We start from the raw sequence: 13,467 nt of genomic DNA on the forward strand, positions 1-13,467 counted from the left end.
TAGGGTTTGCTGAATAAATCTAAAAACCTTGTTGGATAAGACTTTTAGACCTTTTTGAAATCCAAAAGTGCCTGGCATGGGAGTGATCAGGGGGAAATTCAGGTACTTTTTCCCTGAAAATTAGGTAATTGACCCCCTCAAAATCGGTAAAACCCCACACCCCACACCCTACACCCTACACCCTGCTTCTAGGAAAAACTTTTTCAGCAGACCCTACATAGCTGATGGGTGAGAATGGGGTCAAAAAATGCGTGAGTAACCAAAACAAAATCCTTCGACTGTCGTACAGAAATTAATGAAAATTAAAGCGGAAAGACAAGCAAAAAGGCAAAGTTTATGATGTTGCAATATCTGATGGATGACAATATTGACCCATTTTATGTTAAGCAATTACGGAGAAAAAATAGAGATTTAGTGGTTTGGGCAATCGGAGAACCCAATGCACCAGAAAAGGAAACATTAGACCCAGAAATTCTGACCTGGTGTGAGATAAATAATTTTATTCTTAATACAGGTATGAGTATCAGGATAAAAACTAATCAAATCTAAACTAGGCTAATATTCTGGGATATTTCTAGACCATAATAGCCAGAAATTACTGTAATTTGATGGGCGGAGTCGGACTCGAACCGACATGAGGGGCTGCCTCGCCACATTTTGAGTGTGGTGCGTCTACCAATTTCGCCATTCGCCCTTGGCATTAGCTTTATCATTATAACCCATTTTTGGACTCTTTAACAAATTGTGATAATCGGGGGAACTAGCCCAACGATCGATTTCTCGCGCGCGTAGGACGGGGAGGGGATGGGTTAACTGTTGGGTTTGCAAACCCTTTAACATTTCGCCAATTTCCGAGGCGCTGACGGCATCGTAGGACTTGGCCTGATCGATAAAAGCCTCTAAATTTAATAAAGGTGCGAGACTGGGGGAACCTCCGGCTAACTTCATTAACACCGACATGACGATTTTTGGGTCTTGAACTGCCAATAAAGCCGCTCGATCGCAGCTAAACTCGGCGCAGCGCACCCATGCTAACATTCTCTCCTGTAGGGATCGTGCTAACATTGTCCCCCAATTGGGCAGTAATCCCGCCGCTAGGACCATAATATTGGCTAAAGTGAGATAAACGCCGTGTTCACATTTGAGATGACCTAATTCGTGGGCCATTACCGCTTGAATTTCTGCGGGAGTCAGCATTTCGATTAGGGAAGTGTGCATCACCATAAACGGTTTTTTGCCCCGCATGGCGAAGGTATAGGCGTTAGGAACGGGGTTTTGTTGAATGTATAATTGAGGTGGTTCTAAGTCGAGAATTCGGCAAGCTTCTAGGAGGAGATTATGCAGGTCGGGTAATTGTTTTTCCCCCACCAAAACACTAGCAGCAATATTATTTAAGTAAAAGAATTCCTCAGCGACGGAACCTAACAAACTTCTCACGGCTATATCTAACCCAGGCAACTGTTTAAGGGAGTTAGTGGCCTCTAGGTCGATGGGATGCCGAAAATCATTGGCTTTTAAGCCGAGTAATAACTGTTTTGATAATTCCATATTCTTATTCATTTAACCAAGCTTTGACGCGTTCTAAACTTTTCCAATTGGGTTTTCTAGCTAAACCATCGGCGATATTTTCATCCACTTCTTGGCGAACTTCTTTGTTTAAACTAACTAATTGTTGTACCAGTTCGATATGTTCTCTAACTCCGGCGGTTTTGGTTTCCAACATAGCTAAAACCAAATTGATCCGGTTTTGGGGGGAAACTTTATCGAGTTTAACGGCTTTTTGGGCGGCTTTTAGGGCTAATTCCGGTTTATCGGTGAGCATATATAACCAAGCCAAACAGGACCAAACGGCGGCATTTTTCGGACTGCGATCGCTTAATTGTTTAAATTCCGGCAATAAACTGGCGGCGCTTTCTCCCTGTTGGTAGCGTTCTAAACCTTGTTCGAGGGTAAAATTGGCGGTTTCTGTCATTTTCAGTTGCGGGGTTAATCAAGGAGCAAATTTAACGGTTATCGCTGTATTACACGGGGTTAATACAATTCACCTTTATCTAGTATTCTAGCAAAATTTGTCCCCTTGTCAGCAAAATTTTAAAAGACGATGCCGCGTTCTCGCCAGATCATCAATAGGCCACTCATCGAAACGAATAACATCACTGCTTGTTTAAATTGTTGGGGACTCATTTTTTCTAAAACTTTTTGTCCTAACCAATTGCCCGGCCAGGCCGCTAATCCTAATAATAAACCGTAACCGAGAAAGGGCAGATGTAAAACTCCAAAGGCTGCGTAGGCGATTAATTTGGCCACATGAACTACTACCATGTGAACGGATTTCGTTGCCACCATTGGTTCTTTAACTAGCCCATAGTTGATATAAAACAGGTTCATCATCGGGCCGGTACTACCGACTAATCCTGAGAGGAAAGCGTAGATAAATCCCGAGGGCATAAAATACCAAGTTTTAATCTCAAAAAAAGGATTTTCTTCTTGGGGAAATAATTGTTTAAGCGAGGATAAAACCAGAAAAATTCCCAAAACTAGCGGCAACCATTTGAATTGTAAATGGGCAAAGACAAAAGCGCCGAGGGTAGATCCCATAATTGCGCCGGGTAGATACCACACCGTCGAGGGCCAGTCAATGGCCCGCCAATACATTCCCATGCGTTGGACGTTACCGATTAGCATCCCCGTGGTCAAAACCGGAGGAATGACGGCAGCATCGAGAAACCAACCTAAAACGGGGAGTAGAATCAGGGGGCTGCCCCCACCAGCAAGGGTGCTAAAAAACCAAGCTAGACTACCTGCCAACATCAAGGTAACAATGATCATCGAGTTGTAAAGTTAATTCACAAAGAGTTACTTAATCTATTATGATATCCTCTTTGGGGTCTTCATCGGTATAATGCCATTCCACATTGGGCATAGCCTCGAAAGCTTGCCGGACGTAATCTTCCCAGAGTTTCCGCATTTTGGCTAGGTAGGGATCTCCTAGGCGCAATTGTAACTTATGACGTAGGCTTAGGCTATTAGCTTCATACATACTCAAATAGATAGGCGGTCCGACGGAAATATTCGATTTCATGGTCGAATCGATGGAAAGTAAGGCACATTTGGCCATTTCCTCTAGGGGTGTATCATAGGTAATGGTGCGATCAAGAATCGGTTTACCGTATTTAGTTTCACCTATCTGTAAAAAGGGCGTTTCTTTGGTGGCTTGAATATGATTTCCTTGGGGATAAATCAGGAATAATTGCTGGTCTTCTCCTTTAATTTGTCCCCCAAGAATAAAGTTACATTTAAAATCAATATTATCTTTTTCTAGCCAAGTTCTTTCCCTAGCTTGTACTTGACGACTTTTATCACCGATATAGTGGGCGATATCGTAGAGATGATTCAGAGAATGGAGATTTTTATCCTCTTGATTGTGCAGGTCTCTTTTTAGTTCGTGAATCACTCCTTGGCTAATCGATAAATTGCCGGATGTGCAGACCATAATTACCCTTTCTCCCGACACCGAAAAATCAAATAATTTCCGATAGGCCGAGATATAATCGACTCCCGCATTTGTACGAGAATCCGCCCCCATAACAATGCCAAAACGATTGATAATTCCTAAACAGTAAGTCATTATAAATTATGAATTATGAATTATGAATTGGGAAGTGGGGAGATGAGAGTGCCAGAGTTGGGATAAAAAAGCTAAATTCTGACGACCAACGACTGATAACTGATAACTGAATTAAGCCATAACCATACCACCATCGACGTTAAAGACTTGACCGGTGATATAAATAGCGGCGGGATCGGCGGCTAAAAAACGCACCATTCCGGCTACTTCTTCCGGTTTTCCATAACGGGAGAGGGGGATATATTTGAGAATTTCATCTGCTTTGAGGTCATGAGTCATATCGGTTTCAATAAAGCCGGGGGCCACGGCATTAACAGTAATGCCTCGACTGGAAAATTCTTTGGCTAAAGTTTTTGTTAAACCGATAACACCAGCTTTAGCGGCACTGTAATTAGATTGACCCGGATTACCCATCAAACCGGATACGGAAGTGATGTTAATTATGCGGCCGCTTTTCTGTTTTAACATCAATTTACTGACGGCGCGAGTGCAGAGAAAAACCCCGGTTAAATTGAGATCGATGACCGCTTGCCAGTCTTCTAATTTCATTCTTAACATTAGGGTATCCCGGGTAATACCGGCATTATTAACTAAGACATCAATATGACCGAATTTTTGCTTGGTACTGTCCACTAAATTATCCACTTCTTCGCTTTTAGCCACATCTGCTTGTAGAGCTATTGCCTTTCCCCCGGCCGCGGTAATTTCTTCGACAACGGCATCGGCAGCACTGCTAGATTTAGCATAGTTCACCACTACAGTAGCACCCTGGCTGGCTAATTCCAAGGCGATCGCTTTACCGATCCCTCGCGAGGCCCCGGTTACTATGGCTACTTTGTCTTGTAAATGCTGGCATTCTGCGGGTAATAGTTTCATAATTTTCTGCATTCCCCAAATAATCGTCAAATCTCAAGAGAAAACTTTGTACTGATAACTTTGCTCAAAACAATTCATTATCTCACAAGCGGGTTAATTTGACCGCAGCCATCCTCAAGTGCGATCGCTCTGTCCCCACTTTCCTGTATAGTATCAGGGAGAATTGGCCGCCACTAATTGATCGAGTTGTTGCTGCATCAAATAACAGACTTTCTCATAACATTCGCGTACATAACGGCGGTCCCGGGCTGCTTTTTTGCCGTAACGTTCAAAAATAATTGGGGGACAAACCCGCGTCTGTATCGATACGGGTAAGGGAATATTCGGCAAGGGACCGATAGCTAGTCCCCAGGGTAAACCGAAATAGATGGGACAGGTCCCGGGGTCAATACCGAAAGGCCAAGGCATACCCTGTTTATGCAATTCTTTTAATTGAGGATAAATATCTTCGAGGACAAACAGAGTCGAGTGAGCGCCGTGGGAAATGGCGGGAATAATCGGCACTTCGTACTGTAAAGCTAGTTTAACAAAAGCTTGATTACCGGCAAAATAAATTTTATTTCTTAAACTGTGGGGACGGAAAACATCCGCAGCACCTCCCGGATAAATGAGGACACTAGCGCCACTATTTAAAGCAGCGATCGCCATTTTGGGATGGGCATGAACGGCCCCCATTTGGGCTGCTAGACTAGCTTGGGGTGGAAAAAATCGCCAGACTCGCGAATCCATCAAACCATAGACTAAGCGATCGCTGCCAAAGCGTTGAAACCAATCATACATCATCATAAACATATCGGGAGCCGCTAAACCGCCGTTGTGGGAGCCGATGAATAATACCTGTCCTGAGGGGGGAATATTTTCCCAACCATCGGTTTTAACCCGAAAATAATGGTGATAAAACCAATCCAGAAGGGGGACAAATTTTTCGATCACTTGCGGATCCCGATCCTCTAATGACCAACCGGTGAGGGTATCAACAGGGGCCTTGGCTGCTTGTAGGGATAATTCGGCAAAAGTGGCCGTAGATGAGACAAAAGAGCTAAAAATCTGCATTGATGCCAAGTTGATAATTTAATCGCACCTTATTATCGCAAATTTCGGTTAAAAAACCCATCGTTTTAGAACGGCTTTCCTCGATAATTCTATCATTTTTAATGTCTAATCTTCACAGTGGAACCAATTTTTATCTAATAATTGCTCTAAACTGTAAGGGCATTCTGAGGGAAAATCGCTAGAAAACCCAGTTTTTTGTTGAACATAATCGAAAGCATCCTGATAGATTATCGGTAATTCCTCGGCTAAATAATTCTGTAAATTTGTCGTTAAACATTTTCTTAATTGCGTGCGAAAACTGATAATTTCCGCTCGCCAATGATTCCCATTTATTTCTGCTTCTGTTGTCCAATATTGTAAAAGTAATAAATGCCTGATCACTTGTTCAAGTAAGCTACTGACTCGGTTTTTATCTCTTTTACTCAAGCTTTCTAATTCCTCAATTAAATGGATTACATCTAATTCATCTAAGCGATTTTCCTTGAGGATTTTTATTGTTTCCTCTAACCAAAGATGTTGATCAATTTCGTAAAGTAGGGGTAGGGTTTCTCCTCCCTCTACTTGCCAGGGATTCTGATTTAAAGTTTTCATTGGGTTGTTGGCGGTTTTTAATAGGAAATAAGCACCCTCATATATATATTAGGCCACTTTCTCCTAATTTTGATATTGACACGGGAAAAATCACCGCCCCGCTAATTCTCGTTTATAGGATCATTGGTGCATAGCCAATTTTGTAGGGTGCGTTAACGTAGTGTAACGCACGTCTTTACTGACTCAAGCCAATTTTGTAGGGTGCGTTAACGTAGTGTAACGCACGTCTTTACTGACTCAAGCTGTTAAAATATGTCGGATGAATTAAAGATTGGGTTTAATTTATAACTCTACCCAATTCTCTAAACTTAATCCTTCAACCCTCAATAAATCACCGTCATTAGAAACAACAATTAAACTTTTAACTATAGCAGTAGCAGCAATTAAAATATCTTCTGTTTGTATGGGTAATCCTCTTAATCTAAGATGAGCATGAATTTCGGCTGCTTTTTATAAAATAGCTAAATCATCTAATAAAATAATTTGATAATCCTGACAAAGTTGGTTAAATCTTTCTCTTTGTTTAGGTGCAGCAACTGCCAAAAATCCCCTCTTAATTTCAAAATAAGTAATGCAACTGATAAAGATACTTTTTCTTTGAGCTTTGACATCTTCAATTTTTTGATAAATTTCAAGATTACGCTTAATGATCAAAGAGACGATATTAGTATCTAACAAATAACTCATAATTACCTATTTACGCTTAATTGCTTCATCGAAAATAGCCATTTGTTCAGGAGTAAAATCGCCGCCAATTTTTGACAGGATTTCTGTGGACATAATCAAGCTACAATGCTCTTTCAGTTCTGCCTCTGACATAGTGTTAAACTCCTCAAAAGGTAAATTTTTTTCAAATAATTCAACCAAATGTTTCACTATTTCTGAATAATTAAGTTCCTCTTTAAAGAAAGGACGGTCTTCCATTAAAATAGAAACAACTTGCTCAATTCTCTTAATCATCGATTTTTGTCTGACATCAGTTGATAACATATTTATGCCGCCAGTAAATTTTCAATAATATTTATCAACTGCCAATATATCAAGTTTCTCGTGGTTATGCAACATCGTGAGTTCGATCTCGAAGAGAAGAGAGCGGCATAACGGTGTCTTGAGTGGGATGTATGGCCATTCTCATCGGATGGTAGTTTCTGTCATGTCCGACCTGTTTGGGGTGAAGATGTCTTTATGGTTAAAAGACCGCAGGGGACGCACCTTGTCAGATGAGGACATATTACACTATCCTTATGATAGTAGTAACCTTAGCCGAAACCATGAAAACAATTAGTTTTAAAACCCGTGTAGGAGAAGATGGAACATTACAAATATCTTTACCGCCTGAACTTAAAAACACAGATTTAGAAGTCACCTTAGTTTATCAGCCAATATCTCTAAAAGAACAAGAAGAAAAAACTACATTTAGCCAATGGCAAGAAGGCTTTTTTGAAGAAGTAATTGGCGGTTGGGAAGGTGAATTATTAGTAAGAGAAAAACAGCCAGATTATGAGGAAAGAGTGCTCAAGAATGATTAAGGACAAAAATCAGCAAACCTATAGAGACCCTAGTATTGTCGGTTATTATGCCCAATTAACCGCGCTACAGCCAGCAGAAAAGACAATTTTAACTCTGCTGCAAGAGCGTTTATCGACGATGAAAATGCTTGATTTAGGGGTAGGTGCGGGACGGACTACGAAGTATTTTGCCCCTCTTGTGGGAGAATATATCGGTGTTGATTATTCTACGGAAATGATCGCCGCTTGTCGTCAAAAATTCCCCCATTTAGTCTGGCAAGTGGCCGATGCTAGAAATCTAGAACAATTTGCCGATAATTATTTTGATTTTATTCTCTTTAGTTTTAATGGCATTGATTATATTTCCCCTGCTGACCGTTTTCTAGTTTTAGAGGAAATTAGCCGCATCGGTAAAGCGGGTGGTTATTTTTGCTTTTCTAGTCATAATCTTCAGGGAATTATCCCAGAATTCGATTGGAAAAAAAAGATTAGTTTGAATCCTTTTAGTAGCTATGTCAATTTAGTCATCTGGGCGATTTTGCGGGCCTGTAATCCCTCTCTTAGCTACCAACAGTTATTGACTGCTGACTATGCAATTATTCGGGATGAACCCCATAATTTTCGTCTGCGAAATTATTACGCCACCCCCAAAGAACAATTAAGACAGTTAAGGTCTTACTTTCAAGAGATTAAAATTTATTCTGGGAAAACCGGTCAGGAAATTAAGAGCGAACAAGAGTTAAATACTAATCTTGATCATTGGCTTTATTATCTCTGTGTTCTTCCCTAATATTATCCCGCTTTTTTGGGGGATATTGAAGTAATGCTTGGGCAAGATAATGACCGGTGTAGGATTTTTCACATTTAGCCACGGTTTCCGGTGTTCCCACCGCGATTAATTCTCCTCCCTTGTCCCCTCCTTCCGGTCCCAAATCAATAATCCAATCGCTACAGCGAATCACGTCGAGATTATGTTCGATGACGATAATCGAATTACCTTTATCGACCAATCTTTGTAACACATCTAAGAGATGATGCACATCATAAAAAGATAACCCCGTAGTCGGTTCATCGATCAAATATAGGGTTTTTCCCGTGGCCCGTCGGGATAATTCGGCCGCTAATTTCACCCTTTGCGCTTCCCCACCGGATAAAGTGGGGGCGCTTTGACCGAGTTTACAGTATCCTAAACCCACATCCACGAGAGTTTGTAATCTGGTGGTGGCCCGGGGGACATTTTCAAAGACCTTTAATGCTTCCTCGATCGTCATATCTAAGACATCGGCGATCGAATAACCTTTATACTTAACCTGTAGGGTTTCCCGATTATAACGCGCCCCTTTACACACATCACACTGCACATAGACATCGGGGAGAAAATTCATCTCGATGACGTTTACTCCTTGGCCTAGGCAAGCTTCACAGCGTCCTCCTTTAACATTAAAAGAAAACTGCCCCGCTTTGTAACCTCTAGCTTTTGCTTCGATGGTTTCGGTGAAAATCTCGCGAATAATGTCAAAAACCCCCGTATAGGTGGCAGGATTTGACCGAGGAGTGCGTCCTATCGGTGATTGGTCGATGACAATTACTTTATCAACCGCGTCCAATCCTTCCACTTTCTCTAACTCTTTGGGGAAGGGAGTTAAACGGGTTAAATGATGTTGTAAAGCTGGATATAATAACTCATTAATTAGGGTAGATTTGCCCGAACCAGATACCCCCGTAATCGAGACTAATTTTCCTAAAGGAATCGTTACATCAATATTTCTTAGGTTATTTTGATGGCAATTTTTTAAGACTAAAGCATTACCATTCCCTTCCCTTCTTTGGGGGGGAGTTTCAATAACTTTGCGGCCCGATAAGTAGGCCCCTGTTATCGATTTTTTGGACTTTAAAAGGGTTTTAAAACTGCCTTGACAGATGATTTCTCCGCCATGAATCCCCGCTTTCGGACCGATATCGACCACATAATCGGCTGCCCGAATCGTTTCTTCATCGTGTTCGACGACAATTAAAGTATTACCTAAATCTCGCAATCTTTGCAGGGTTTCTAACAGTTTACTATTATCTCTTTGGTGTAATCCAATGCTAGGTTCATCGAGAACGTATAATACTCCCGTTAATCCCGAACCGATTTGAGTAGCTAATCTAATTCGTTGGGATTCTCCCCCGGATAAAGTCATCGCCGGTCGATCGAGGGTAAGATAATCTAATCCCACATCGATTAAAAATTGTAGTCTCGCTTTGATTTCTTTGAGGGCTAATTCCCCAATTAATGCTTGTCTTGGGGTTAAATGACAATCATTAATTCTCTGCAAACAATCCCGAATGGTAACTCCGGTAAAATCCGTGATCGTATATTGTCCTAAACGTACCGATAAAGCTTCCGGTTTTAATCTTTTTCCGTGACAAACTTCGCAGGTTTGGTTAACAATATATTTCTCTAGTCTTTGTTTAATAACTTCCGAGGTGGTTTCTTGATAATTCCTATCTAAGATATTGATAACTCCCGCAAATTCTCGATAGTAACCGCGACCAGTATCATAACGGTAATCATCTTCAAAATAGATCGGTTCTTTACTCCCATAGAGAATGATATCTTGCTGGGTTTTTGTTAGTTTCTGCCAAGGGGTTTGAATTTCAAAACCTAAAGCTTGCCCTAAACCGTAGAGGAGAGAAAGATAGTAGGAGTTATCCTTATCTGACCAGGGGGCAATAGCCGAATAAACCGGTTGTTTCGGGTCTGGAATGACTAAATCTGCCGAAAATTTCCGTAAACTGCCCAATCCGTGACAGTTGGGACAAGCACCATAGGGAGAATTAAAAGAGAATAAACGGGGGGATAACTCTTCCATAACTGCCCCGTGTTCGGGACAGGCAAATTTTTCGGAAAAGATAATTTCTTTGGTAACTTCGGGATTATCTTCGTTATTCTCATCGAGAATTTCCACAATCGCTACACCATCGGAATGCTTTAAACAAGTGGTTAAAGAATCCACTAATCTTTCCTGTAAACCCTCTTTTTTGATCAGGCGATCGATAACAATTTCAAGATCATGAAGATGTTTTTTATCTAACTCGATGCCCTCGGATAATTCTACTACCTTGCCGTCAATCCGCACCCGGGCAAAGCCTTGGGAGGCCAAACTAGAGATTAATTGCTTATGGGTGCCTTTTTTGCCGCGAATTACTGGCGCTAAGATTTGAAATCGGGTTTTATCGGCTAATTCCATCACTCGATCGCACATTTGATCGATGGTTTGGGGGGCAATATTGCGATCGCAATGGGGACAATGGGGTTCACCGGCACGACCGAACAATAAACGCAAGTAATCGTAAATTTCCGTTACAGTTCCCACACTAGAACGGGGATTGTGGGAAGTGGATTTTTGGTCAATGGAAATAGCCGGACTTAAACCCTCGATCGCATCCACATCGGGTTTATCCAATTGTCCTAAAAATTGGCGCGCATAGGCGCTGAGGGACTCCACATAGCGGCGCTGTCCCTCGGCAAAAATAGTGTCGAAAGCGAGGGAAGATTTGCCCGATCCCGACACTCCCGTAAAAACAATCAACTGATTGCGGGGTAATTCGAGATCAACATTTTTGAGATTGTGTTGTCGGGCGCCACGGATACGGATCGAGTCAGTTTGAGCCATCGGATGGTGCCAAGTAGTCCTTAACAATAATAGCTTTGACGAATGGGTTTCAGCTACTAGAAAACCAGTCTTCTATCATATCAAAAGATTCTCGGGGTTAAACCGCTCTTTCGAGAAACTCGCGCATATCTTGATCGGCCGCAGGGCAACAGCCATGACTCGCTTCTTCTTCTAAATGGGCTAAAACTGGGCAATTAATCCGATAATCTGGTTCTTTTGACCGTTCTAGCCGCAATTCGTACACTTGTTTTTCCAGTTGTTCGATGCGGTCCACCAAGGCGCGAATAGCCACCGCTTCCGAGTCGGGTAAATCACCGTGTTCGAGGGGTTGCACCCGCGTCCCAGCGCGATAGATTAAACGACCGGGTACACCAACAACGGTACAATCGGCGGGAATATCGCGTAGGACCACAGAACCAGCACCGACGCGAACGTTATTACCCAGATAAATATTACCTAAAACCTTGGCCCCAGCGCCGACGACCACATTTTCCCCTAGAGTCGGGTGACGTTTACCGCTTTCTTTCCCCGTCCCTCCTAAAGTAACTCCCTGATAGATGAGGGCATAATCACCGATAATGGCGGTTTCTCCGATGACAACTCCCATGCCATGGTCGATAAAAACACCCTGACCAATTTGGGCGCCGGGGTGAATTTCGATACCAGTCAGAAAACGGGCAAGATGGGAAATTAAACGGGGAATAAAGGGAATCCCGATCTGATATAGCCAATGGGCGAAGCGATGGCACAGTAAAGCCTGTAATCCAGGATAACAAAACAGTACCTCTAACCAGTTGCGGGCAGCGGGGTCACGTTCAAAAATGATCTTGAAATCGGCTAGGAGAATAGATAACACGAGTCTTGATTCCATATTGATCGAGCTTATACTAAACCATGTTATCACTCCGGTAAATGAGCCGTTCAACTAAAAAGCGATCGAGGAACTCCTTCTCCTAGTTCGCTTTTACTGACCTTGGCCAAATTTTGAAGATATCCTTAATTTCTCTCTTGTTTAATCTTCCTTTAACTTGGGGCTGAAAAAATGCAATTGTTTAGCCTTTTTTTGCAGGTTTTCAGCTAAAAATATGATTCATCCTATCTATCGTCACCATTGGCAATTTTTATTAACCTTGCTGTCAATTGCTGGCAGTATCAATATTGTTACCGAATCTGCCTCAGCTTTAAATATCACCCGATTGAGCAGTCTTGGCAATAGTACAACTGCTGCTAATAACTTCGGGGCAGAAATCCCCGCTTATGACCCAGCTAGTCGAAAATTATTCGTGACCGGTCCCAATAATCGTCTAGATATTGCCGATATCAGCAATCCCGCTAGTCCAATTCCCTTACCCTCGATCGATCTTAGTCCCTACGGTGCAGGGGTTAACAGCGTTGCCATCAAAAATGGTATCGTGGCCGTGGCCATGGAAGCTAGTCAGATTACCAATAACGGCAGTGTGGTCTTTTTCAATACTAATGGTGTCTTTCAGAGTCAGGTTACTGTGGGTGCTTTACCAGATATGTTAACCTTTACTCCTGACGGTAATCGGGTTTTGGTCGCTAACGAAGGGGAAGCAAGAGGGGCGATCGATCCCAATGGTTCCGTTAGTATTATTGACCTTAGCACTGGTGTTCTCAATGCCACGGTCAACACTGCTACCTTTACCCGTTTTAATGGTCAAGAGAACACTTTAAGAAATCAGGGAGTCCGCATTTTCCCCGGTCAAACGGTTTCCCAAGATGTGGAACCAGAATACATCACCGTTTCCGACGATGGAACCACTGCATGGGTGTCTCTACAGGAAAATAATGCTGTTGCCGTAGTCGATGTTGCTAACGCTCAAGTCACCAGTATTGTACCCCTAGGAGCCAAAAATTTTAACGCACCAGGTAATGGTTTGGACCCTAGCGATCGAGATGGAGGGGTAAATATTAATAATTGGCCGGTTTTTGGCTTATACCAACCGGATACGATCGCCACCGTTACCATCGCCGGACAAACCTATTTAATTAGGGTCTGCTGAAAAAGTTTTTCCTAGGGGCAGGGTGTAGGGTGTGGGGTGTGGGGTGTGGGGTTTTACCCATTTTCATCGGGTAAATTACCTAATTTTCAGGGAAAAAGTCCCGGAATTTTCCCCCCGACCACTCCCAT

At 42.3% G+C, this 13,467-nt stretch carries 14 protein-coding genes, 1 tRNA gene and 1 pseudogene; 4 read left to right on the top strand and 12 right to left on the bottom strand.

The features are described from left to right. The first annotated feature begins 354 nt into the window (after positions 1–354). On the top strand, positions 355–549 hold the full coding sequence (locus O9332_RS24170; RefSeq protein WP_190722684.1) for a hypothetical protein: 195 nt from the start codon (positions 355–357) through the stop codon (positions 547–549). Between the two features lie 60 nt (positions 550–609). On the opposite strand, the gene O9332_RS24175 is transcribed toward O9332_RS24170, so the two are convergent. The 10 genes and pseudogenes from O9332_RS24175 to O9332_RS24220 all read right to left on the bottom strand — a co-directional run bounded on the left by O9332_RS24175 (position 610) and on the right by O9332_RS24220 (position 7,138). Next, a tRNA-Leu gene (locus tag O9332_RS24175) sits at positions 610–694 on the bottom strand. Further along, positions 673–1,560 carry a M48 family metallopeptidase gene (locus tag O9332_RS24180; RefSeq protein ID WP_288027692.1) on the bottom strand — a complete coding sequence of 296 codons (888 nt, stop codon included), beginning with the start codon at positions 1,558–1,560 and terminating at the stop codon, positions 673–675. Before O9332_RS24180 ends, O9332_RS24175 begins: the two co-directional genes overlap by 22 nt. Next, a complete protein-coding gene (locus O9332_RS24185) occupies positions 1,553–1,972 on the bottom strand; it encodes a tetratricopeptide repeat protein (protein WP_002757780.1) in 420 nt (139 codons plus the stop codon). Before O9332_RS24185 ends, O9332_RS24180 begins: the two co-directional genes overlap by 8 nt. A 119-nt stretch (positions 1,973–2,091) precedes the next feature. Next, positions 2,092–2,829 carry a sulfite exporter TauE/SafE family protein gene (locus tag O9332_RS24190; RefSeq protein ID WP_002757778.1) on the bottom strand — a complete coding sequence of 246 codons (738 nt, stop codon included), beginning with the start codon at positions 2,827–2,829 and terminating at the stop codon, positions 2,092–2,094. Positions 2,830–2,860: 31 nt separating this feature from the next. After that, positions 2,861–3,628 (bottom strand): proteasome-type protease, encoded by a 768-nt coding sequence (locus tag O9332_RS24195; RefSeq protein ID WP_002757776.1) that lies wholly within the window; start codon positions 3,626–3,628, stop codon positions 2,861–2,863. Positions 3,629–3,739: 111 nt separating this feature from the next. After that, positions 3,740–4,516, bottom strand: a complete 777-nt coding sequence (fabG, locus tag O9332_RS24200; RefSeq protein ID WP_002757772.1) for a 3-oxoacyl-[acyl-carrier-protein] reductase — start codon at positions 4,514–4,516, stop codon at positions 3,740–3,742. A gap of 141 nt (positions 4,517–4,657) precedes the next feature. Then, positions 4,658–5,557 (bottom strand): lysophospholipid acyltransferase family protein, encoded by a 900-nt coding sequence (locus tag O9332_RS24205; RefSeq protein ID WP_002757771.1) that lies wholly within the window; start codon positions 5,555–5,557, stop codon positions 4,658–4,660. A gap of 105 nt (positions 5,558–5,662) precedes the next feature. After that, the gene (locus O9332_RS24210; protein ID WP_002757770.1) at positions 5,663–6,148 is read right to left on the bottom strand and encodes a DUF29 domain-containing protein; all 486 of its coding nucleotides are present in this window, start codon (positions 6,146–6,148) and stop codon (positions 5,663–5,665) included. Positions 6,149–6,430: 282 nt separating this feature from the next. Then, positions 6,431–6,835, bottom strand: a pseudogene (locus O9332_RS24215) (type II toxin-antitoxin system VapC family toxin). Positions 6,836–6,841: 6 nt separating this feature from the next. After that, complete coding sequence (locus tag O9332_RS24220; RefSeq protein ID WP_002757768.1) at positions 6,842–7,138, bottom strand: hypothetical protein; 297 nt, start codon at positions 7,136–7,138, stop codon at positions 6,842–6,844. A 281-nt stretch (positions 7,139–7,419) separates the two neighbouring features. Here O9332_RS24220 and O9332_RS24225 point away from each other — a divergent pair, with 281 nt between their 5' ends. Both O9332_RS24225 and O9332_RS24230 read left to right on the top strand, forming a co-directional pair. Then, positions 7,420–7,677, top strand: a complete 258-nt coding sequence (locus O9332_RS24225; RefSeq protein ID WP_288027695.1) for a hypothetical protein — start codon at positions 7,420–7,422, stop codon at positions 7,675–7,677. Next, positions 7,670–8,446 (top strand): class I SAM-dependent methyltransferase, encoded by a 777-nt coding sequence (locus O9332_RS24230; RefSeq protein WP_043998901.1) that lies wholly within the window; start codon positions 7,670–7,672, stop codon positions 8,444–8,446. The genes O9332_RS24225 and O9332_RS24230 overlap by 8 nt, the downstream gene beginning before the upstream one ends. On the opposite strand, the gene uvrA is transcribed toward O9332_RS24230, so the two are convergent. Both uvrA and cysE read right to left on the bottom strand, forming a co-directional pair. Beyond that, the gene (gene uvrA / locus O9332_RS24235; protein ID WP_002757759.1) at positions 8,403–11,315 is read right to left on the bottom strand and encodes an excinuclease ABC subunit UvrA; all 2,913 of its coding nucleotides are present in this window, start codon (positions 11,313–11,315) and stop codon (positions 8,403–8,405) included. The genes O9332_RS24230 and uvrA overlap by 44 nt on opposite strands. Positions 11,316–11,412: 97 nt before the next feature. Beyond that, on the bottom strand, positions 11,413–12,186 hold the full coding sequence (cysE, locus tag O9332_RS24240; protein ID WP_002757757.1) for a serine O-acetyltransferase: 774 nt from the start codon (positions 12,184–12,186) through the stop codon (positions 11,413–11,415). A gap of 214 nt (positions 12,187–12,400) precedes the next feature. Here cysE and O9332_RS24245 point away from each other — a divergent pair, with 214 nt between their 5' ends. Then, positions 12,401–13,339 carry a choice-of-anchor I family protein gene (locus O9332_RS24245; protein ID WP_288027699.1) on the top strand — a complete coding sequence of 313 codons (939 nt, stop codon included), beginning with the start codon at positions 12,401–12,403 and terminating at the stop codon, positions 13,337–13,339. Positions 13,340–13,467: the final 128 nt, after the last annotated feature.

It is taken from the genome of Microcystis sp. LE19-10.1B, from assembly GCF_027530565.1.
Classification (GTDB): Bacteria; Cyanobacteriota; Cyanobacteriia; order Cyanobacteriales; family Microcystaceae; genus Microcystis; species Microcystis aeruginosa.

Bases quoted from the DNA above. Each gene is read 5' to 3' on its own strand.
- O9332_RS24205 (WP_002757771.1), bottom strand. From the start codon at position 5,557: ATGCAGATTTTTAGCTCTTTTGTCTCATCTACGGCCACTTTTGCCGAA.
- O9332_RS24180 (WP_288027692.1), bottom strand. From the start codon at position 1,560: ATGAATAAGAATATGGAATTATCAAAACAGTTATTACTCGGCTTAAAA.
- fabG (WP_002757772.1), bottom strand. From the start codon at position 4,516: ATGCAGAAAATTATGAAACTATTACCCGCAGAATGCCAGCATTTACAA.
- O9332_RS24230 (WP_043998901.1), top strand. From the start codon at position 7,670: ATGATTAAGGACAAAAATCAGCAAACCTATAGAGACCCTAGTATTGTC.
- O9332_RS24190 (WP_002757778.1), bottom strand. From the start codon at position 2,829: ATGATCATTGTTACCTTGATGTTGGCAGGTAGTCTAGCTTGGTTTTTT.
- O9332_RS24210 (WP_002757770.1), bottom strand. From the start codon at position 6,148: ATGAAAACTTTAAATCAGAATCCCTGGCAAGTAGAGGGAGGAGAAACC.
- O9332_RS24245 (WP_288027699.1), top strand. From the start codon at position 12,401: ATGATTCATCCTATCTATCGTCACCATTGGCAATTTTTATTAACCTTG.
- cysE (WP_002757757.1), bottom strand. From the start codon at position 12,186: ATGGAATCAAGACTCGTGTTATCTATTCTCCTAGCCGATTTCAAGATC.
- O9332_RS24220 (WP_002757768.1), bottom strand. From the start codon at position 7,138: ATGTTATCAACTGATGTCAGACAAAAATCGATGATTAAGAGAATTGAG.
- O9332_RS24225 (WP_288027695.1), top strand. From the start codon at position 7,420: ATGAAAACAATTAGTTTTAAAACCCGTGTAGGAGAAGATGGAACATTA.
- O9332_RS24195 (WP_002757776.1), bottom strand. From the start codon at position 3,628: ATGACTTACTGTTTAGGAATTATCAATCGTTTTGGCATTGTTATGGGG.
- O9332_RS24185 (WP_002757780.1), bottom strand. From the start codon at position 1,972: ATGACAGAAACCGCCAATTTTACCCTCGAACAAGGTTTAGAACGCTAC.
- uvrA (WP_002757759.1), bottom strand. From the start codon at position 11,315: ATGGCTCAAACTGACTCGATCCGTATCCGTGGCGCCCGACAACACAAT.
- O9332_RS24170 (WP_190722684.1), top strand. From the start codon at position 355: ATGGATGACAATATTGACCCATTTTATGTTAAGCAATTACGGAGAAAA.